Raw genomic sequence first — 20,707 nt, forward strand, 5'->3', positions numbered from 1 at the left:
CCTGACCCCCTAGGGCGTGTTTCGAAAGTCGCTTCTGCCCCGCGACGCCCGGCACGCACTCTCGCCGCACGGGCCGAAAGCCCGAGTACGTCCAGTACGAGGACTTCCGGCCCGCACGCCGAGAGCACGCACCGGACGCCGCAGGGCCCGCCCTCCGGGCGGACGAAGTGACTTTCGAAACACGCCCTAGGCGCCTACCCGCTCCCCGGCCTCGATACGCACTCCACGTGCCCAGTCGGCCGCCTTCATCGGCTTCTTCCCCTGGGGCTGGACCCAGAGCAGTTCGACGGCGTGCGATCCGGTGCCCACGTACACGTTGTTCTTGCCCGCCGCGAGGACGCCGGGGGCGAGTTCGGTGCGGTCGGTGGAGGGTGCGGCGGAGATGACCTTGAGGCGCTCGCCGCGGAAGACGGTCCAGGCGCCGGGGGCGGGGGTGCAGCCACGGACGACACGGTCGACGCGCAGGGCCGGGGCGGTCCAGTCGATCGCCGCGTCCTCGACGTTGACCTTCGGGGCGAGGGAGATCCCGTCGGCGGGCTGCGGCACCGCCTGGAGGCTGCCGTCCTCGACGCCGTCCATCGTCGCCGCGAGCAGTCCGGCGCCCGCGAACGCGAGCCGGGTGAGCAGATCACCGCTGGTGTCGGTGGGCCGCACCTCCTCGGTGACGGTGCCGTACACCGGGCCGGAATCGAGGCCTTCCTCGATCAGGAAGGTCGAGGCGCCGGTGATCTCGTCGCCCGCCATGATCGCGTGCTGCACGGGGGCGGCTCCGCGCCAGGCGGGCAGCAGCGAGAAGTGCAGATTGACCCAGCCGCGCGCCGGGACGTCCAGCGCCGCCTTCGGCAGGATCGCGCCGTAGGCGACCACCGGGCAGCAGTCGGGCTGGATCTCCCTGAGCCGGGCGAGGAAGTCCTCGTCCTTCGGCCGGTTCGGCTTGAGCACCTCGATGCCGGCCTCCTCGGCGCGCTGGGCGACGGGGCTCGCGACGAGTCTGCGGCCGCGTCCTGCGGGGGCGTCCGGCCTGGTGACGACGGCGGCCACCTCGTGCCGGCCGGAGGCGATCAGGGCGTCAAGTGCGGGGACGGCGACCTCGGGGGTGCCTGCGAAGACCAGCTTCATCGGTGGCTGAGGGCCTCTCGGGCGGGGAAGTGACGAGCAGCGCTCCAGTCTATGCCCGCGCGCCGGGGTACGGCGTGGCCGGTGCCGCGGGGGCGTGCGAAGCGCCGTGCGCCCTGCGCATATGCGCTTACGCCCCTCCACCGTGACCACATCGACGGCTGAGGCGTTGGTCAAAAAAGAGTTGACCACATACGGGGTTGACCCCACACGGGGCCGCGATCGCGGCCCGATCCCTTTCAACGCCGGTTCGAGAGGCTTGTTCATGGCCGACCACGCAACCCACGACGCCCAGGCACGGGCCAGCCTGCACCTGCTTGTGCGGGACATCGAGCGGGTCCGCCGGCAGGTGGACGCACTGCGCACCCTCACCGCCCAGCTGGGCAACGTCTACCGCCCGCGCCGCTCCGGCCCCTCCACGGGCTTCGTCGTGTACGGACGCGCCCCCGCCCCCACCGTCCGCCTCGCCCAGGAACTGCGGGACAGCGTCGAGACCCTGGTCACGGCGGCGGTGGACTTCGACCGTTCGCTCGGCTTCTCCTGGGACGCGGTCGGATCCGCGCTCGGGGTCACGAAGCAGGCGGTCCACCGCCGTTACGGAGCCCGTCGCGCGAGCGCTCAGGCCGCGGCCGAGGCGGAGCGCGCCGCGGATACGGGGGCGCGCCCCGTGGGCGTCGGGGCGGGGCTGCCGACGGTGCCGGCGGCGCGCACGATGCCCACGCAGCCGACGGCGGGGAGTTCCTCCCTGAGGGAGTCCCCGAGTGGCTTCCCGGGCCCGCGCAACGGCTGAGTTCGTCGGGCCGGGGCGGAGCCCCCGGATGGCTCACCCACGCTGTGGGTGAGCCATCCGGGGGCTCCGCCCCCTGGACCCCCTTTGGGGCTTCGCCCCTGACCCCGATCGCGCTGAACGCGCTCGTCCTCAAACGCCGGACGGGCTGAAGTACCGGACCGGGCTCGTCCCGGAACCCCGGACGGCCCGGGTTCGTCAGCCGATGTCCGGTGGATCGATCCGGATCCGCACTCCCTGCTCCGCCCCCGCCCCTGCCCGCGCCATCCGCGCGGCCTGCGCGGACTTCAGGGCCGCGGCCAGGCCCGCGCCGCTGCCCGGGGGCACCCGTACCAGCGCCCGTTCCCACGCCTCGCCGGCCGGCGCCGAACCCGCGCGCCTCGGTCGCGAGGGGTCGGTCACAGGCAGCGGGACCGGGCCGAGCACCTCGGCGTCGGGCGGCAGATCGGCCGCTGCCAGGAACTCCGCCAGCGCCGACGGGGGCCCGGCGACGGAGGCCATCCGCGAGACCGGCGGGAAGCCCAGCTCGGCCCGCTCGGCCAGTTCCCGTACTGCGTGGCCCACGGGGTCCCAGCGCACCAGCGCCTGCACCGGCCGCAGGCTCGGCTCCCCGACGACCACGACCGTGCCGCCCGCGCCCTGTTCCCGTACGAGCGAGGAAGCGGCGATCCACCGCCGCAGCGCCTCCTCGCCGGCACGCAGATCGGGCCGCCCGAGCATGGTCCACCCGTCGAGCAGCAGCGCCGCCGCGTATCCGCCCTCGGCGACCGGCTCCGCGCCAGGCGTCGAGACGACGAGCGCGGGCTGACCGGGCACCGATTCCAGCAGGTGCTCGCGCCCGGACGTCCGCACCGGCACGGCGGGGAACGCCCGCCCCAGCTCCTCGGCCGTGCGCCGCGCCCCCACGATCTGCGCGCGCAGCCGGAACGAACCGCACTCGGGGCAGTGCCACTCCCCCTCGCTCCGCCCGCACCACGCGCAATGCAGCGCTCCCGCGTCCCGCGCTTCCAGCGGCCCGGCACACTCCCGGCAGCGGGCGGGCTCCCGGCACCGCCCGCAGGCAAGCCTGGGCACATAGCCCCTTCGGGGCACCTGAACGAGGACGGGCCCGCGGCTGAGCCCCTCCTTCGCGACCTGCCAGGCGAGCGAGGGCAGCCTCGCCGCACGCGCCCCCGCGTCCCGGGCCACATCGCCGTCCCCGACCGTACGAACGAGGGGCGCGGCCCGTCGCACCTGCTCGCGCGCGGCGACGAGCGGTTTGGCCCAGCCCGTCTCGACCAGCTGCGCGGCCTCCACGGTGCAGCTCCAACCGCCCAGCAGGAAACCGCACTTGTCGTGCGCGGCTCGCAACAGCAGCACATCGCGCGCATGGGGCTGCGGTGCGTGCGGCTCGCTGTGGTTGCCGTCGCCGTCCTCCCAGATCGCCACCAGGCCGAGGTGCTGCACGGGTGCGAACATCGCCGCACGGGTGCCCACCACCGCCCGTACGGAGCCGCGGCGCACCGCGAGCCACTCCGCGTACCGCTTCTGCGGTCCCGCGTCCGCGGTGAGCAGCGCATGGCGTCCCTCGCCGAGAACGGCTCTCAGCGCGGCGTCGATGCGGTCGGCGGTCTTCCCGTCGGGTACGACGACCAGCGCGCCCCGACCGGAGGCAAGCGTGGCGGCGACGGCCCGTGCCAGCTCCTCGCTCCAGTACGGCCCGGGCAGCGCGTTCCACACGGCGCGCGGCGCCCCTCCGGAGGCGAGGGACTCCAGGAACGCGGGCCCCTGACCGTACCGCTCCCAGGTGCCGGGCGCGGGCTTCGCCGGTGCGGGCGGTGCCAAAGGGGTGGCTTTGCCCTCCGCACGGGCGCTGCGCGGCGGAATCGCCAGCTGCAGTACGTCGGCGAGGCTGCCCGCGTACCGGTCGGCTACGGCCCGTGCTAGCCCCAGCAGTTCGGGGCTCAGCACCGGCTCGGGCGAGACGACCTGGGCGAGCGCGGCCAGCGGGCCCGAGTAGTCGGATGCGGCGCGCCGCTCGATCAGATAGCCGCTGATCAGCCCGCCGCCCTCACGCCGTCCGCCGTGCACCCGACCGCGCCCGGCCCCGAACCGCACGCGCACCCGCACGCCCGGCTGTGCATCGGCATCCAGGTCGGCGGGGACCGCATAGTCGAAGTAGCGGTCGAGGTGCAGAACACCCTTGTCGACGAGCACCCGGGCCACCGGGAGCTCGGGGGCCAGGTCCGCCCCACGCCAGGTGCGCGGTTTCGCACGTGGCACGGCCGCCTTGCGCACGGTCTCGCGGATGAGCGCGAGCTGCTCCGGCGCCGCGTCCTGCGCGTCGCTGCCGGGCCGGTCGTTCTCGCTGCTCACGGCCCCAACTTAACCAGACGGCACTGACACCGGCGCTCACGTCGCCCCGGCCGGACGCGACAGGCGAAGACGGCAAGAAAGCACGGTGACGGCCCCGGACCCGAGGGTCCGAGGCCGTCACCGTGAGGAGGGTCGGGCGGGAACTACAGCCCCGCCGCCTTGCGCAGCGCGTCGACGCGGTCGGTGCGCTCCCAGGTGAAGTCCGGCAGCTCACGGCCGAAGTGGCCGTACGCGGCGGTCTGGGAGTAGATCGGGCGGAGCAGGTCCAGGTCGCGGATGATCGCGGCCGGGCGCAGGTCGAAGACCGCGCCGATGGCTTCCTCGATCTTCTCCACCGGGACGGCGTTGGTGCCGAAGGTCTCGACGAACAGACCGACCGGCTCGGCCTTGCCGATCGCGTAGGCGACCTGCACCTCGCAGCGCGAGGCGAGCTGGGCTGCGACCACGTTCTTGGCGACCCAGCGCATCGCGTACGCGGCCGAGCGGTCCACCTTGGACGGGTCCTTGCCCGAGAACGCACCGCCGCCGTGGCGGGCCATGCCGCCGTAGGTGTCGATGATGATCTTGCGGCCGGTGAGGCCGGCGTCACCCATCGGCCCGCCGATCTCGAAGCGGCCGGTGGGGTTGACCAGGAGACGGTAGCCGTCGGTCTCCAGCTTGATGCCGTCCTCCAGGAGCGCCTTGAGCTCCGGCTCCACCACGAACTCGCGGATGTCGGGGGCGAGCAGCGACTCCAGGTCGATGTCGCTCGCGTGCTGCGAGGAGACGACCACGGTGTCGAGGCGGACCGCCTTGTCACCGTCGTACTCGATGGTGACCTGGGTCTTGCCGTCGGGGCGCAGGTAGGGGATGGTCCCGTTCTTGCGGACGTCCGAGAGGCGACGCGAGAGCCGGTGCGCGAGGTGGATCGGCAGCGGCATCAGCTCGGGCGTCTCGTCGCTCGCGTAGCCGAACATCAGGCCCTGGTCGCCGGCGCCCTGCTTGTCCAGCTCGTCCTCATCGCCCTCCACCCGCTTCTCGTAGGCCGTGTCGACGCCCTGCGCGATGTCGGGGGACTGCGCGCCGATGGACACCGAGACGCCGCAGGAGGCGCCGTCGAAGCCCTTCTTCGAGGAGTCGTAGCCGATCTCGAGGATCTTGTCGCGCACCAGCTGCGCGATCGGCGCGTACGCCTTGGTGGTGACCTCACCCGCGACATGTACCTGACCCGTGGTGATCAGGGTCTCCACGGCCACGCGGGACGTGGGGTCCTCGCGAAGCAGTGCATCGAGGATGGTGTCGCTGATCTGGTCAGCGATCTTGTCGGGGTGGCCCTCGGTCACGGACTCCGAGGTGAACAGACGACGGGACACAACGCTCCCTGGGGTTGCAGCGGCTGCTGGCTGATCATGGGCGAAGCGACCGGGAGCTGCGCCCGGCACTGCTTCGTCGACCAGTTTATCGGTCACATCCGGTCAGCGGGCGCAGTGTCTCGATTCCTGGATGCCCTGTGACCTGCGGCACCGCATTCTGCGATACGAAGATCGGTCACCGCCAGGGTACAGACGTCCGTATTTCACGGGTTTGGGGCGCCCGCGCAGGCGAACTCCGGCGTCTCGCGACTCATCCCAGCCGTTCTCGCACAAGATCCCAGACCACGTCCGCCAGGCCTTCCTTCGGTCCGTACGGCACGGGGGTGGTGGAGCCGTCGGCGCCGAGCACGACGGCTTCGTTCTCCTCGGAGCCGAAGGTCCTGTGTTCACCGACCTCGTTGACGACCAGGAGATCGCAGCCCTTGCGTTCGAGCTTGGTGCGCCCGTTGGCGAGTACGTCGTCGGTCTCGGCGGCGAAGCCGACGATCACCTGGCCGGGGCGGGCTCGGTCGGCGGAGATCTCCGCGAGGATGTCGGGGTTGCGGACCAGGCTGATCGTCGGGTCCGCCCGGTCGTCCCGCTTCTTGATCTTCCCGGTCGCGTATTCGGCCGGCCGGAAGTCGGCGACGGCCGCCGCCATGACCACGGCGTCCGCGTCGGCGGCGGCCTTGAGGACGGCCTCGCGCAGCTGCACGGCGGTGCCGACGTGGACGACGTCGACGCCCGCCGGATCGGGCAGGGCGGCGTTCGCGGAGACCAGCGTGACCCGGGCACCGCGGGCCGCCGCCGTACGGGCGAGGGCGTAGCCCTGCTTGCCGGAGGAGCGGTTGCCGAGGTAGCGGACCGGGTCGAGGGGTTCGCGGGTGCCGCCCGCGCTGATCACGACATGCTGTCCCGCGAGGTCCGCCTCGGCCGTGCCGCGGGCGAGCACCCGGCGGCAGACCTCGAAGATCTCACCGGGCTCGGGCAGCCGCCCCTTGCCGGTGTCGACGCCGGTGAGGCGCCCGACGGCGGGTTCGATGACGATCGCGCCACGGCGGCGCAGGGTCGCCACGTTCTCCTGGGTCGCGGGGTGCTCCCACATCTCGGTGTGCATCGCGGGTGCGAACACCACCGGGCAGCGGGCGGTGAGGAGCGTGTTGGTGAGCAGGTCGTCGGCGAGGCCGTGGGCGGCCTTGGCGAGCAGGTCGGCGGTGGCCGGGGCGACGACCACCAGGTCGGCGTGCTGGCCGATCCGTACGTGCGGCACCTCGTGGACATCGGACCAGACCTCGGTCGAGACGGGGTTGCCGGAGAGCGCGGACCAGGTGGCGGAGCCGACGAAGTGGAGCGCGGACGCGGTCGGCACGACCCGTACGTCATGACCGGACTCGGTCAACCGGCGCAGCAGCTCGCACGCCTTGTACGCGGCGATCCCGCCGCTGACCCCGAGGACGACCTTCGGCTTGTCCACTGCCTCTCCCCACATATGAACCGGTTCGTCTCCATGACACACCACGGGCCCGGCAGTCGCGCTGCCGGGCCCGTGGTGAAGGAACTGCTGGTCGCCGGTGCGACTACTGGGCCGGGGCCTCGATGGCCTCGGAGGTCAGCAGACCGGCGTTGATCTCGCGCAGCGCGATCGAGAGCGGCTTCTCGTGGACGTGGGTGTCCACCAGCGGACCGACGTACTCGAGGAGACCCTCGCCGAGCTGCGAGTAGTACGCGTTGATCTGACGCGCGCGCTTGGCCGCGTAGATCACGAGGCTGTACTTCGAGTCGGTGGCCTCGAGGAGCTCGTCGATCGGCGGGTTGATGATGCCCTCGGGCGCGGTGATGGAAGAGGACACGCTCTACCTTCCGAAGATGGAGAAAATCAGGAAGATCAGACAGTCAAGCCTGATCACACAACGTTCATCAAGGCTAGCAGCTCGCGGGCCACGTCCTCGACGGAGGTATTGACAAGGGTCGTATCGAACTCCGACTCGGCGGCGAGTTCGACCCGGGCCGCTTCGAGGCGGCGCTCGATGACCTCGGGAGCCTCGGTGCCGCGGCCGGTGAGGCGGCGGACCAGCTCCTCCCAGCTGGGCGGGGCGAGGAAGACGAGCTGCGCCTCGGGCATCGACTCGCGTACGAGCCGGGCGCCCTGCAGATCGATCTCGAGCAGCACCGGCTCACCGGCCTCGAGACGATCCAGGACGGCGCCGCGCGGTGTGCCGTAGCGGTTGCCCGCGAATTCGGCCCATTCGAGCAGCTCGCCATTGGCGATCAGCTTGTCCATCTCGTCGTCGGTGACGAAGAAGTACTGGACGCCGTGCCTCTCCCCGGGGCGCGGCTTCCGTGTCGTCGCCGAGACGGAGAGCCAGACCTCGGGGTGTTCCTTGCGCATATGGGCGACGACCGTGCTCTTGCCGACCCCGGAGGGGCCGGAGAGCACGGTCAGCCGCGGACGTTCACTCATACAGCGATTATCCAGGTTCTCAGGTGTGCCTGAGACCGTCAGGCGGCACCGCCGCCGAACTCGCGCTCCAAGGACGCGATCTGGTTGGAGCCGAGGCCTCGCACACGCCGGCTCTCGGAGATCCCGAGACGCTCCATGATCTGCTTGGCGCGGACCTTGCCCACGCCGGGCAGCGACTCGAGGAGGGCGGAGACCTTCATCTTGCCGATGACGTCGTTCTCCTGGCCCTGCTTGATGACCTCGTGAAGGGAGGCGCCGGAGTGCTTGAGTCGATTCTTGACCTCGGCCCGCTCCCGGCGAGCCGCGGCGGCCTTTTCGAGCGCGGCTGCGCGCTGTTCAGGGGTAAGGGGCGGAAGAGCCACGCCTACGTCACCTCGGTTGTCGAACTGATCGGATACGGACCGGTGAGGAACCCTGACAGCCCCGCACCTGGGGAGCAACGAGCCAAACAGCACCCGTGCACTCCCGACGGAGACTAGCGGCCAGGACCGCTCCAGTCAGCGAGAACAGCGGAAAAGTCCAGGTCAGCCTCTGTTGAACTATACATTTCGGGCAATTCGCCCCCGATTTCTGGCTCCGCTACGTCAAATACGTGTCCGAACGCGGGCGATTGCCTGATGCAACGATGCGAAAGCTCTACCTCAGCTGATCGGCGAACTCCGCCGCCGCCGCACGCAGCGCCTTCGCCGACGGTCCGTGCTTCAGGACACCCCGGCTCACATTGGGCACGACATTGCGGACCGCGGAGCCGAAGACCTTCGGCAGATCGGCCGGAGTCGCCCCCTGCGCGCCGATCCCGGGGGCGAGCAGCGGTCCGTTGATGTCCAGGTCATACGAGGAGAGGTCACCGAGCGTGGCGCCGACGACCGCGCCGAAGGAGCCGAGCGGGGTGGCGCCCGCGTTCTCCTCGGCCAGGTGCGCCAGCATCGTCGCGCCGACGTTGCGGCCGTCCGCGCGCAGGGCGTGCTGCACCTCGCCGCCCTCCGGGTTGGAGGTGAGCGCGAGCACGAAGAGACCCGCGCCGTTCTCGCGTGCAAGGTCCACGGCGGGCTTGAGCGAGCCGTATCCGAGGTAGGGCGAGACCGTCAGCGCGTCGGAGAAGAGCGGCGAGTCCTTGCGCAGGTACGCCTCGGCGTACGCGGCCATCGTCGAGCCGATGTCTCCGCGCTTGGCGTCCATGCACACCAGCGCGCCCGCCCCGCGGGCCTCGGCGACGGTCGCCTCCAGGACCGCCACGCCCTTGGAGCCGAAGCGCTCGAAGAACGCCGCCTGCGGCTTGAACACCGCGACCGTCTCCCCGAGCGCGTCGACCACGGTGCGCGAGAAGCGCTCCAGACCGTCGACCGTGTCGGGCAGGCCCCATGCTTCGAGCAGCGAGGCGTGCGGGTCGATGCCGACGCACAGCGGCCCGCGCTCGTCCATCGCCCGGCGCAGGCGGCTGCCGAAGGATTCGATGCTCATGCGGAGACCTTTCGCGTGTCGGCGCCGACCGCTTCGGCCAGCGTCGCGTACGGGGAGTTGTTCAGGCGGGCGGCCAGGCCCTTGTGCATGGCGCGCATCCAGAAGGGGCCCTCGTAGATGAAGGCGCTGTAGCCCTGGACGAGGGTGGCGCCGGCGAGGATCCGCTGCCAGGCGTCCTCGGCGTTCTCGATGCCGCCGACGCCGACGAGGGTGATCCGGTCGCCCACACGGGCGTAGAGGCGGCGCAGGACCTCCAGGGAGCGCTCCTTGAGGGGTGCGCCGGACAGGCCGCCGGTCTCCGCGGTCAGCGCCGGGTCGCTGAGCAGTCCCTCCCGGCCGATGGTGGTGTTGGTGGCGATGATGCCGTCCAGGCCCAGCTCCACGGCCAGGTCCGCGACGGCGTCCACGTCCTCGTCCGCGAGATCGGGGGCGATCTTCACCAGGAGCGGGACCCGGCGCGAGGCGACCGTGCGGTCCGCGGCCTCGCGTACGGCCGTGAGCAGCGGCCGCAGGGCCTCGGTGGCCTGCAGGTTGCGCAGTCCTGGGGTGTTGGGCGAGGACACGTTGACGACGAGGTAGTCGGCGAACTGGGCGAGCCGCTCGGTGGACTTCACGTAGTCGCCGACGGCCTCGGCCTCCGGCACCACCTTCGTCTTGCCGATGTTCACGCCGACGGTCGTACGGAAGACGGCCTCGCGGGAGGCCAGGCGTGCCGCGACCGCGAGCGAGCCCTCGTTGTTGAAGCCCATGCGGTTGATCAGGGCGCGGTCCGGCACCAGGCGGAACAGCCGCCGCTTGGGGTTTCCCGGCTGTGCCTCGCCGGTGACGGTGCCGATCTCGATGTGGTCGAATCCGAGCATCGCCATGCCGTCGACCGCGACGGCGTTCTTGTCGAAGCCGGCCGCGAGCCCGAACGGGCCGTGCATCCGCAGCCCGAGCGCCTCGGTTCGCAGCTCCCGGAAGCGCGGGGCGAGCACGGCGGCGAGGAAGGTGCGCAGGACCGGGACACGGGCCGCGAGGCGGATCCAGCGGAAGGCCAGATGGTGGGCCTGCTCGGGGTCCATGCGCTTGAAGACCAGGTTGAAGAACAGCTTGTACATGGGGATGTCCGATGTCCTTGGAGGGTGCCTAGGTGCCTCGTGAAGAGGGGGACACCGTTTCCGGTATCCCCCTCTCCCTCGGTGCTAGTCGCGGGCCGCGGTCAGGTGTTCCGCGTGTTCCTGCAGGGAGCGCACGCCCACGTCGCCGTGGTGGAGTGCGTCGATGCCCTGGACGGCCGCGGCGAGCGCCTGGACCGTGGTGAGGCACGGGACGCCGCGGGCGACGGCGGCGGTGCGGATCTCGTAGCCGTCGAGGCGGCCGCCGGTGCCGTACGGGGTGTTGACGATCAGGTCGACCTCACCCTCGTGGATCAGCTGGACGATGGTCTTCTCGCCGTTCGGGCCCTCGCCCTGGGACTGCTTGCGCACGATCTGCGCGTTGATGCCGTTGCGCTTGAGCACCTCGGCCGTGCCGGAGGTGGCGAGCAGCTCGAAGCCGTGCGCGACCAGCTCGCGCGCCGGGAAGATCATCGAGCGCTTGTCGCGGTTGGCGACCGAGATGAACGCCCGGCCGCCGGTGGGCAGCGGACCGTACGCACCGGCCTGCGACTTGGCGTAGGCCGTGCCGAAGACCGAGTCGATGCCCATGACCTCGCCCGTGGAGCGCATCTCCGGGCCGAGCACGGTGTCCACGCCGCGGCCGTGGATGTCGCGGAAGCGCGACCACGGCATGACGGCCTCCTTGACGGAGATCGGCGCGTCCATGGGGAGCGTGCCGCCGTCGCCCTGCCCCGGCAGCAGGCCCTCCTCGCGCAGTTCGGCGATGGTGGCGCCGAGCGAGATCCGCGCGGCGGCCTTCGCCAGCGGCACCGCGGTCGCCTTCGAGGTGAAGGGGACGGTGCGCGAGGCGCGCGGGTTGGCCTCAAGGACGTAGAGGATGTCGCCGGCCATCGCGAACTGGATGTTGATCAGTCCGCGCACGCCGACGCCCTTGGCGATGCCCTCGGTCGAGGCGCGCAGCCGCTTGATGTCGAAGCCGCCCAGGGTGATCGGCGGCAGCGCGCAGGCCGAGTCACCGGAGTGGATACCGGCCTCCTCGATGTGCTCCATGACGCCGCCGAGGTAGAGCTCGGTGCCGTCGTAGAGCGCGTCCACGTCGATCTCGATGGCGTCGTCGAGGAAGCGGTCCACGAGCACCGGCCGCGAGGGGCTGATCTCGGTGGACTCCTCGATGTACGCGGCGAGGCGGGTCTCGTCGTAGACGATCTCCATGCCGCGGCCGCCGAGCACGTACGAGGGGCGGACGAGGACGGGGTAGCCGATCTCGTCGGCGATCGTCTTTGCCTCGGCGAAGGTGGTCGCCGTGCCGTGCTTGGGCGCGGGCAGGCCGGCCTCGGCGAGCACGCGGCCGAAGGCGCCGCGGTCCTCGGCGGCGTGGATGGCCTCCGGGGAGGTGCCCACGACCGGCACGCCGTTGTCCTTGAGCGCCTGCGAGAGCCCCAGCGGCGTCTGGCCGCCGAGCTGCACGATGACACCGGCGAGCGGGCCCGCCTGCTGCTCGGCGTGCACGATCTCCAGGACGTCCTCGAGCGAGAGCGGCTCGAAGTACAGCCGGTCGCTGGTGTCGTAGTCCGTGGAGACGGTCTCCGGGTTGCAGTTGACCATCACGGTCTCGTAGCCCGCGTCGCTCAGCGCGAAGGAGGCGTGGACGCAGGAGTAGTCGAACTCGATGCCCTGGCCGATGCGGTTCGGGCCGGAGCCCAGGATGATCACCGCGGGCTTGGTGCGCCGGGCGACCTCGTTCTCCTCGTCGTAGGAGGAGTAGAAGTACGGGGTCTTCGCGGCGAACTCGGCGGCGCAGGTGTCGACCGTCTTGTAGACCGGGCGGACTCCGAGCGCGTGCCGGACCTCACGGACCACGTCCTCGCGCAGGCCGCGGATGTCCGCGATCTGGGCGTCGGAGAAACCGTGCCGCTTGGCGTGGGCGAGCAGATCGGCGTCGAGGCGCTCGGCGGCGGCCAGCTCGTCGGCAATCTCCTTGATGAGGAAGAGCTGGTCCACGAACCAGGGGTCGATCTTCGTGGACTCGAAGACCTCCTCCTGGGTGGCACCGGCGCGGATCGCGTGCATGACGGTGTTGATCCGGCCGTCCGTGGGGCGCTGGGCCTCCTCCAGGATGACGGCCTTGTCGCCGACCGGGCCGGTGAAGTCGAACTGCGAGCCCTTCTTCTCCAGGGAGCGCAGCGCCTTCTGCAGCGCCTCGGTGAAGTTGCGGCCGATGGCCATGGCCTCGCCGACCGACTTCATGGTCGTGGTGAGACTCGGGTCGGCGGAGGGGAACTTCTCGAACGCGAAGCGCGGAGCCTTGACGACCACGTAGTCGAGCGTGGGCTCGAAGGACGCCGGGGTCTTCTCCGTGATGTCGTTCGGGATCTCGTCGAGCGTGTAGCCGACGGCCAGCTTCGCCGCGATCTTCGCGATCGGGAAGCCGGTGGCCTTCGACGCCAGGGCGCTGGAGCGGGAGACGCGCGGGTTCATCTCGATGACGATGACCCGGCCGTCCTCGGGGTTCACCGCGAACTGGATGTTGCAGCCGCCGGTGTCGACGCCGACCTCGCGGATGATCGCGATACCGACGTCGCGCAGCACCTGGTACTCGCGGTCGGTGAGCGTCATCGCCGGGGCGACGGTGATCGAGTCACCGGTGTGCACACCCATCGGGTCGAAGTTCTCGATGGAGCAGACGACCACGACGTTGTCGTTCTTGTCGCGCATCAGCTCCAGCTCGTACTCCTTCCAGCCGAGGATGGACTCCTCCAGGAGCACCTCGGTGGTCGGCGAGAGCGTGAGGCCCTGGCCCGCGATGCGGCGCAGCTCCTCCTCGTCGTGCGCGAAGCCGGAGCCCGCGCCGCCCATGGTGAAGGAGGGGCGGACGACGACCGGGTAGCCGCCGAGCTGCTCGACGCCGTCGAGGACCTCGTCCATGGTGTGGCAGATCACCGAGCGGGCGGACTCGCCGTGCCCGATCTTGCGGTTGACCTCCTCCACGACCTCCTTGAACAGGTCGCGGTCCTCGCCCTTGTTGATCGCCTCGACGTTGGCGCCGATCAGTTCGACGTCGTACTTCTCGAGGGTGCCCGCGGCGTGCAGCGAGATGGCCGTGTTGAGGGCCGTCTGGCCGCCGAGGGTGGGCAGCAGGGCGTCCGGGCGCTCCTTGGCGATGATCTTCTCGACGAACTCCGGGGTGATCGGCTCGACGTAGGTGGCGTCGGCGATCTCCGGGTCGGTCATGATCGTGGCCGGGTTGGAGTTGACCAGGATGACCCGCAGGCCCTCGGCCTTCAGGACGCGGCAGGCCTGCGTGCCGGAGTAGTCGAACTCGGCTGCCTGGCCGATGACGATCGGGCCGGAGCCGATGACCAGGACGGACTGGATATCGGTGCGCTTAGGCACGCTGGCCCTCCATGAGCTGTACGAAGCGGTCGAACAGGTAGGCGGCGTCGTGCGGACCGGCCGCCGCCTCCGGGTGGTACTGGACGCTGAAGGCCGGCTGGTCGAGCAGCTGCAGGCCCTCGACGACCTGGTCGTTCAGGCAGACGTGGGAGACCTCGGCGCGGCCGTAGGGGGTCTCGCTCACCTTGTCGAGCGGGGCGTCCACGGCGAAGCCGTGGTTGTGCGCGGTGACCTCGACTTTGCCGGTGGTGCGGTCCTGCACCGGCTGGTTGATGCCGCGGTGGCCGTACTTCAGCTTGAACGTGCCGAAGCCGAGCGCGCGGCCCAGGATCTGGTTGCCGAAGCAGATGCCGAACAGCGGCGTCCTGCGTTCGAGCACGGCCCGCATCACGGAGACCGGGTGGTCGGCGGTCGCCGGGTCGCCGGGACCGTTGGAGAAGAACACGCCGTCCGGGTTCACCGCGTAGATGTCCTCGGCGGTGGCGGTGGCGGGCAGCACGTGCACCTCGATGCCGCGCTCGGCCATCCGCTGCGGGGTCATGCCCTTGATGCCGAGGTCCACGGCGGCGACCGTGAACTTCGCCGTGCCGATCGGGACGGCTTCGCCGTCGGGGCCGACCGCGGGAACCACGTAGGTCTCCTTGGTGGCGACCTCGGCGGAGAGGTTCGCGCCCTTCATCTGCGGGGCTTCCTTGACCCGGGCGAGCAGCGCCGCGTCGTCGGCGACGGCCTCACCGGAGAAGATACCGACGCGCATCGCGCCGCGTTCGCGCAGGTGGCGGGTGAGGGCGCGGGTGTCGACGCCGGAGATCCCGACGACGCCCTGGTTCGCCAGCTCCTCGTCGAGCGAGCGCCTGGCCCGCCAGTTCGAGGGGACGCGTGCGGGGTCGCGTACGACATAGCCCGAGACCCAGATGCGGCCCGACTCGGGGTCCTCGTCGTTCACACCGGTGTTGCCGACGTGCGGGGCCGTCATCACGACGACCTGCCGGTGGTACGAGGGGTCGGTCAGTGTCTCCTGGTAGCCGGTCATGCCGGTGGAGAACACGGCTTCGCCGAAGGTCTCCCCCACGGCCCCGTAGGAACGGCCGCGGAAGATCCGGCCGTCCTCCAGGACGAGTACGGCGGGAGCGGCCTGCGTGCGGGCTCCCCTGGTGGAGGTCGTCATCGTGCGCCTTCCGTGCTGGTCGTGCTCGTGTTCGCTGTCATGGAGTTGATGGCCTCGACCCAGGCGGCGTGCTCGGCCGCCCGGTCGGAGCGGAAGCCGGAGTCGAGCTGCCTGCCGCCGTGCTCCCAGGTGACGATCAGGAGACCGCCCTCGGCGAGCACCTTGCCCGCGATGCCCTTGTCGAGCCGCGCCCCGCGCAGGGCGCCGGCCGGGATGAAGAAGTCCTGCGCCCCGGGGCGTACGACATCCAGGCCCTCGTCCGTGAGCGTGAGCTCGACGCGGCTGCGGGTGCCGAGACCGTGGGCCACGATCCGGTCGAGCCACTGCCCGGCCGTGGTGGACCCGTGGTACCGGCCGCTCAGCTCAAGTCTCGCCGGACCTCGCCCGGACGGCATTCCAGGCAGCGGCGGCTTGCCGCCTCCGTCGAGGGTGGTGGCGGGCGACGGGCGGGCGGGCAGCTCGGGCAGATCGCCCTGGAGGGTGCCGCGCCACTTCCAGCCCTGGCGCATCAGCCAGTAGACGAGGGCGATGAAGAGCAGGAGTCCGACGACCCAGCCGATCCGTGCCGCCCAGTCGGTGACCTCGGCCGACTTCTGTTCCGCGGTGATGAGGTAGGTGCTGTGGGTATTGACAGTGTTGGGGGTGATGAAGCTGATGAAGGTGCTGTAGGTGCTCACGCCAGGTTCCCGTCGACGACCGTCGCGCGGCCCCGCAGGAAGGTGTGGGTGACGCGCCCGGGCAGCTCAAGACCCTCGTACGGGGTGTTGCGGCTGCGGGAGGCGAATTCCGCGGAGTCCACGGGCCCACGGTAGGCGGGATCGAGCAGCGTGAGGTTGGCCGGCTCACCTGCCGAGACGGGGCGTCCGTGGCCGGCGAGACGGCCGATCCTCGCAGGGTTGGCGGACATGCGCTCGGCGACGCCCGCCCAGTCGAGCAGACCGGTGTCGACCATCGTGTGCTGGACGACGGACAGCGCGGTCTCCAGGCCCACCATGCCCATGGCGGCGGCGGCCCACTCGCAGTCCTTGTCCTCGTGCGGGTGCGGGGCGTGGTCGGTGGCCACGATGTCGATGGTGCCGTCGGCGAGGGCCTCGCGCAGCGCCAGGACGTCGCGCTCGGTGCGCAGCGGCGGGTTGACCTTGTAGACCGGGTTGTACGTGCGCACCATCTCGTCGGTGAGGAGCAGGTGGTGCGGGGTGACCTCGGCGGTGACGTCGATGCCGCGGGACTTGGCCCAGCGGACGATCTCGACGGAGCCGGCGGTGGAGAGGTGGCAGATGTGCACGCGGGAGCCGACGTGCTCGGCGAGCAGCACATCGCGGGCGATGACCGACTCCTCGGCCACGGCGGGCCAGCCGCCGAGGCCCAGCTCGGCGGAGACGACGCCCTCGTTCATCTGGGCGCCCTCGGTCAGGCGCGGCTCCTGGGCGTGCTGGGCGACGACACCGTCGAAAGCCTTCACGTACTCCAGGGCGCGGCGCATCATCACCGCGTCGTCCACGCACTTGCCGTCGTCGGAGAAGACCATGACGCCGGCGGCGGACTCGTGCATGGCGCCGAGCTCGGCGAGCTGCTTGCCTTCGAGGCCCACGGTGACGGCGCCGATGGGCTGCACATCGCAGTAGCCGGACTCCTTGCCGAGCCGCCAGACCTGCTCGACGACGCCGGCGGTGTCGGCGACGGGAAAGGTGTTGGCCATGGCGTGCACGGCGGTCCAGCCGCCCTTGGCGGCGGCCTTGGTGCCGGTCAGGACGGTCTCGGAGTCCTCACGGCCGGGCTCGCGCAGGTGGGTGTGCAGGTCGACGAGGCCGGGCAGGAGGATCTTGCCGTCCGCCTCTACGACCGTGGCGCCCTCGTCGGACAGGCCGCTGCCGACCTCGGCAATGGTCTCCCCGTCGATCAGCACGTCCTGCGGTTCGCCACCCAGGACCTTCGCACCGCGGATCAGGATCTTGCTCATGGTTACTTGCTCTCCTCGGGACGTGCGTGGGTGACGGCGGGCTCGTTGCCGCCGAGAAGCAGGTAGAGGACCGCCATACGGGTGTGCACACCGCCTGCGACCTGTTCGATGACGGTGCAGCGCGGGGAGTCGGCGACCTCGGCGGTGATCTCCATGCCGCGGACCATCGGGCCGGGGTGCATCACGATGGCGTGCTCGGGCATCTTCGCCATGCGGTCGCCGTCCAGGCCGTAGCGGCGGCTGTACTCGCGCTCGGTCGGGAAGAAGGCGGCGTTCATCCGCTCGCGCTGCACGCGGAGCATCATCACGGCGTCGCTCTTCGGCAGGACGGCGTCGAGGTCGTACGAGACCTCGCAGGGCCAGCTGTCCATGCCGACCGGCAGGAGGGTCGGCGGGGCGACCAGGGTGACCTGGGCGCCCAGGGTGTGCAGCAGATCGACATTGGAGCGGGCCACACGGCTGTGCAGGATGTCGCCGACGACGGTGACCTGCTTGCCGGACAGGTCCTGGCCGATGCCGGCGTCGGGCCCGACCAGGCGGCGGCGCATGGTGAACGCGTCGAGCAGCGCCTGGGTGGGGTGCTGGTGGGTGCCGTCACCGGCGTTGATCACCGGGGCGTCGATCCAGCCGGAGTTAGCCAGACGGTACGGGGCGCCGGAGGCGCCGTGGCGGATGACGACGGCGTCCACGCCCATCGCCTCCAGGGTCTGCGCGGTGTCCTTGAGGGACTCGCCCTTGGACACCGAGGACCCCTTGGCCGCGAAGTTGATGACATCGGCGGACAGCCGCTTCTCGGCGGCCTCGAAGGAGATCCGGGTGCGGGTCGAGTCCTCGAAGAACAGATTGCAGATCGTGCGGCCGCGCAGGGCGGGAAGTTTCTTGATCGGCCGGTCTGCGACCCGGGCCATCTCCTCGGCGGTGTCGAGGATCAGTACGGCTTCGTCGCGGGTGAGGTCGGCGGCCGAGATGAGGTGACGCATCATCTGGAAGGCTCCGTAAGGCAGTTCTGGAGGTTCCGGGTCTCCCCCGGATCCAGGGGCATGCGGGCGTGCGTGAGCACGGAAGGTCCTGGCGGACCGTGGGAGGAGTGCTAGCGCTCGCCGGCCGGGGCGGTCTGCTTCTCGGCGGTCTGCTTCTCGGCGGTCTGCTTCTCGCCGAGCAGCACGGCATCGCGGCCGTCCTCCTCGGCGAGCTGGACCTTGACCGCCTCCCGCAGCGACGTGGGGAGGTTCTTGCCGACGTAGTCGGCGCGGATCGGCAGCTCGCGGTGGCCGCGGTCCACGAGAACGGCGAGCTGCACGGCGCGCGGCCGGCCGATGTCGTTCAGCGCGTCGAGGGCGGCGCGGATGGTGCGGCCGGAGAAGAGCACGTCGTCGACGAGGACGACGAGGCGTCCGTCGATGCCGTCGGCCGGGATGTCGGTGCGCGCGAGCGCCCGCGGCGGGTGCATCCGCAGGTCGTCGCGGTACATGGTGATGTCGAGCGAGCCGACCGGGATCCCCAGTCCGGTGATCTCTTCGAGCTTGTCGGCCAGGCGCCGGGCGAGGAAGACGCCGCGGGTGGGAATGCCGAGGAGCACCACATCGTCGGCGCCCTTGGCGCGTTCGACGATCTCGTGGGCGATGCGGGTCAGAACCCGCGCGATGTCCGGGCCTTCGAGAACGGGCCGGGCAGCATCGGATGCCGCAGATGAGTCCATGAAAAGGACCTCCTTCTCCGCCTCACGGGACGGACCTTAAAGGACGTCGTCATTGCGCCCACCAGGCTACCAGCAAACGGCAACCGCGCAGTTCACGGTCCCTCCGAAGGGAGGGTACGGACCTTTCGGCTTGACGCGGGGACGTAACGCTGCGTAACATCACAGTGAGTTACCAGCCATGCGGCAGGCTCAAGTCCGCCGCAGATCGAAACGGTGTCCGGGAGCTATATGTCCAGCGAATACGCCAAACAGCTCGGGGCGAAGCTTCGAGCGATCCGCACCCAGCAGGGCCTCTCCCTTCACGGTGTGGAGGAGAAGTCCCAAGGACGCTGGAAGGCGGTCGTGGTCGGTTCGTACGAGCGTGGCGACCGCGCCGTGACCGTACAGCGGCTGGCCGAGCTGGCCGATTTCTACGGTGTCCCGGTGCAGGAGCTGCTCCCGGGCACGACCCCCGGCGGGGCCGCCGAACCGCCGCCGAAGCTCGTGCTCGACCTGGAGCGCCTGGCGCACGTCCCGCAGGAGAAGGCGGGGCCGCTGCAGCGCTATGCGGCGACGATCCAGTCGCAGCGCGGTGACTACAACGGCAAGGTGCTCTCGATCCGTCAGGACGACCTGCGCACCCTCGCCGTGATCTACGACCAGTCGCCCTCGGTGCTCACCGAGCAGCTGATCAGCTGGGGCGTCCTGGACGCGGACGCGCGCCGTGCCGTCTCCCACGACGAGGCCTGAGCCCTCACTGCAGAAACGTGCCGCCTGGCGCGGGGCTCCGCCCCCGCACCAGGCGGTTTGTCGTTGGTCGGCCGGAGGCCGCGAACGCCGGGAGCCCGCAACGCACAATGCGCTGCGGGCTCCCGGCGTGCCGGACGCGGCGCCTACGCCTCGTCCCGCCGAAGCGAAGGCTTCAGGTCCTTCAGCCGGCCGAGCAGGCCGTTGACGAAGGACGGCGACTCGTCCGTGGAGAACTCCTTGGCGAGCTGCACAGCCTCGTCGAGGACGACCGCATCGGGCGTACCGTCGACCCAGACCAGCTCGAACGCGCCGAGCCGCAGAATGTTGCGGTCCACCGCGGGCATCCGGTCGAGCGTCCACCCGACGGCGTACTGGCTGATCAGCTCGTCGATCCGGGCAGCATGCTCCACATACCCCTCGACGAGCTCCATCGTGTACGCGCTGACGGGCGGCTGCCGGGTGTCCGACTTGGAGTGCCGGATCCAGTCCGCGAGGACCGTGGCCACGTCGGTGCCGCGCTGATCCGCCTCGAAGAGGATCTGGAAGGCGCGCTTGCGAGCCGTATTGCGGGCAGCCACGGTTAGCTGTTCACCCGGCCGAGGTAGCTGCTGTCACGGGTGTCGACCTTGATCTTCTCGCCGGTCGTGATGAACAGCGGAACATTGATCTGGTGGCCGGTCTCGAGGATGGCGGGCTTGGTGCCACCGGTGGAGCGGTCGCCCTGGACGCCCGGCTCGGTCTCCTGGATGACGAGCTCGACGGCGGCCGGCAGCTCGACGAAGAGCACCTCGCCCTCGTGCTGCGCGACGGTGGCGGTGAAGCCCTCGATCAGGAAGTTGGCCGCGTCGCCGACGGCCTTCTTGTCGACGTGCAGCTGGTCGTACGTCTGCATGTCCATGAAGACGAAGTACTCGCCGTCCATGTACGAGAACTGCATGTCACGCTTGTCGACAGTGGCCGTCTCGACCTTGACGCCGGCGTTGAACGTCTTGTCGACGATCTTGCCGGACAGCACGTTCTTGAGCTTGGTGCGCACGAAGGCCGGGCCCTTGCCGGGCTTGACGTGCTGGAACTCGACGACGGACCAGAGCTGGCCCCCGTCGAGCTTGAGCACCATGCCGTTCTTGAGGTCGTTCGTGGAAGCCAC

The 20,707-nt window shown here is 70.6% G+C and carries 19 protein-coding genes; 2 read left to right on the plus strand and 17 right to left on the minus strand.

The genetic code is table 11. From position 1 onward, the window contains the following. Positions 1–186: 186 nt before the first annotated feature. On the minus strand, positions 187–1,119 hold the full coding sequence (gene fmt / locus ACLF6P_RS05585; protein ID WP_415948535.1) for a methionyl-tRNA formyltransferase: 933 nt from the start codon (positions 1,117–1,119) through the stop codon (positions 187–189). Between the two features lie 262 nt (positions 1,120–1,381). Between fmt and ACLF6P_RS05590 the strand changes: the two genes are divergently transcribed. After that, positions 1,382–1,906 (plus strand): hypothetical protein, encoded by a 525-nt coding sequence (locus ACLF6P_RS05590; protein ID WP_415948537.1) that lies wholly within the window; start codon positions 1,382–1,384, stop codon positions 1,904–1,906. Between the two features lie 195 nt (positions 1,907–2,101). On the opposite strand, the gene ACLF6P_RS05595 is transcribed toward ACLF6P_RS05590, so the two are convergent. The 14 genes from ACLF6P_RS05595 to pyrR form a co-directional block, all read right to left on the minus strand. Next, a complete protein-coding gene (locus tag ACLF6P_RS05595; RefSeq protein ID WP_415948538.1) occupies positions 2,102–4,258 on the minus strand; it encodes a primosomal protein N' in 2,157 nt (718 codons plus the stop codon). 143 nt (positions 4,259–4,401) lie between these two features. Further along, on the minus strand, positions 4,402–5,610 hold the full coding sequence (gene metK / locus ACLF6P_RS05600; RefSeq protein WP_415948540.1) for a methionine adenosyltransferase: 1,209 nt from the start codon (positions 5,608–5,610) through the stop codon (positions 4,402–4,404). Positions 5,611–5,860: 250 nt separating this feature from the next. Next, the gene (gene coaBC / locus ACLF6P_RS05605) at positions 5,861–7,063 is read right to left on the minus strand and encodes a bifunctional phosphopantothenoylcysteine decarboxylase/phosphopantothenate--cysteine ligase CoaBC (RefSeq protein ID WP_415948541.1); all 1,203 of its coding nucleotides are present in this window, start codon (positions 7,061–7,063) and stop codon (positions 5,861–5,863) included. A gap of 103 nt (positions 7,064–7,166) precedes the next feature. Further along, complete coding sequence (rpoZ, locus tag ACLF6P_RS05610) at positions 7,167–7,439, minus strand: DNA-directed RNA polymerase subunit omega (protein ID WP_004948662.1); 273 nt, start codon at positions 7,437–7,439, stop codon at positions 7,167–7,169. A 53-nt stretch (positions 7,440–7,492) separates the two neighbouring features. Further along, a complete protein-coding gene (gene gmk / locus ACLF6P_RS05615) occupies positions 7,493–8,050 on the minus strand; it encodes a guanylate kinase (RefSeq protein ID WP_415948543.1) in 558 nt (185 codons plus the stop codon). Positions 8,051–8,088: 38 nt separating this feature from the next. Then, positions 8,089–8,412 (minus strand): integration host factor, encoded by a 324-nt coding sequence (locus ACLF6P_RS05620; RefSeq protein WP_005319887.1) that lies wholly within the window; start codon positions 8,410–8,412, stop codon positions 8,089–8,091. Positions 8,413–8,686: 274 nt separating this feature from the next. Beyond that, positions 8,687–9,511 (minus strand): orotidine-5'-phosphate decarboxylase, encoded by an 825-nt coding sequence (gene pyrF, locus ACLF6P_RS05625; protein ID WP_415948545.1) that lies wholly within the window; start codon positions 9,509–9,511, stop codon positions 8,687–8,689. Next, positions 9,508–10,611 (minus strand): quinone-dependent dihydroorotate dehydrogenase, encoded by a 1,104-nt coding sequence (locus tag ACLF6P_RS05630; protein WP_415948546.1) that lies wholly within the window; start codon positions 10,609–10,611, stop codon positions 9,508–9,510. The genes pyrF and ACLF6P_RS05630 overlap by 4 nt, the downstream gene beginning before the upstream one ends. 84 nt (positions 10,612–10,695) lie before the next feature. After that, the gene (gene carB, locus ACLF6P_RS05635) at positions 10,696–14,004 is read right to left on the minus strand and encodes a carbamoyl-phosphate synthase large subunit (RefSeq protein ID WP_415948548.1); all 3,309 of its coding nucleotides are present in this window, start codon (positions 14,002–14,004) and stop codon (positions 10,696–10,698) included. Next, on the minus strand, positions 13,997–15,172 hold the full coding sequence (gene carA / locus ACLF6P_RS05640) for a glutamine-hydrolyzing carbamoyl-phosphate synthase small subunit (RefSeq protein WP_415948549.1): 1,176 nt from the start codon (positions 15,170–15,172) through the stop codon (positions 13,997–13,999). Before carA ends, carB begins: the two co-directional genes overlap by 8 nt. Further along, on the minus strand, positions 15,169–15,819 hold the full coding sequence (locus ACLF6P_RS05645) for a PH-like domain-containing protein (RefSeq protein WP_415948634.1): 651 nt from the start codon (positions 15,817–15,819) through the stop codon (positions 15,169–15,171). The genes carA and ACLF6P_RS05645 overlap by 4 nt, the downstream gene beginning before the upstream one ends. Before the next feature lie 26 nt (positions 15,820–15,845). Then, positions 15,846–17,132 carry a dihydroorotase gene (locus ACLF6P_RS05650; RefSeq protein ID WP_415948550.1) on the minus strand — a complete coding sequence of 429 codons (1,287 nt, stop codon included), beginning with the start codon at positions 17,130–17,132 and terminating at the stop codon, positions 15,846–15,848. A gap of 2 nt (positions 17,133–17,134) precedes the next feature. Next, positions 17,135–18,115 carry an aspartate carbamoyltransferase catalytic subunit gene (locus ACLF6P_RS05655; RefSeq protein ID WP_415948552.1) on the minus strand — a complete coding sequence of 327 codons (981 nt, stop codon included), beginning with the start codon at positions 18,113–18,115 and terminating at the stop codon, positions 17,135–17,137. Between the two features lie 107 nt (positions 18,116–18,222). Then, complete coding sequence (gene pyrR, locus ACLF6P_RS05660; protein ID WP_415948553.1) at positions 18,223–18,831, minus strand: bifunctional pyr operon transcriptional regulator/uracil phosphoribosyltransferase PyrR; 609 nt, start codon at positions 18,829–18,831, stop codon at positions 18,223–18,225. A 228-nt stretch (positions 18,832–19,059) separates the two neighbouring features. On the opposite strand from pyrR, the gene bldD reads away from it, so the two are divergent. After that, positions 19,060–19,560, plus strand: coding sequence for a transcriptional regulator BldD (gene bldD / locus ACLF6P_RS05665; protein ID WP_415948554.1), 501 nt, complete (start codon positions 19,060–19,062; stop codon positions 19,558–19,560). Between the two features lie 143 nt (positions 19,561–19,703). Here the strand turns inward: bldD and nusB are convergent, their stop codons facing one another. Both nusB and efp read right to left on the minus strand, forming a co-directional pair. Beyond that, the gene (gene nusB / locus ACLF6P_RS05670) at positions 19,704–20,138 is read right to left on the minus strand and encodes a transcription antitermination factor NusB (RefSeq protein WP_415948555.1); all 435 of its coding nucleotides are present in this window, start codon (positions 20,136–20,138) and stop codon (positions 19,704–19,706) included. A 2-nt stretch (positions 20,139–20,140) separates the two neighbouring features. Continuing rightward, complete coding sequence (gene efp, locus ACLF6P_RS05675; RefSeq protein ID WP_415948557.1) at positions 20,141–20,707, minus strand: elongation factor P; 567 nt, start codon at positions 20,705–20,707, stop codon at positions 20,141–20,143.

This window comes from Streptomyces lothianensis, assembly GCF_047779955.1.
In the GTDB taxonomy this organism is placed as follows: Bacteria; Actinomycetota; Actinomycetes; order Streptomycetales; family Streptomycetaceae; genus Streptomyces.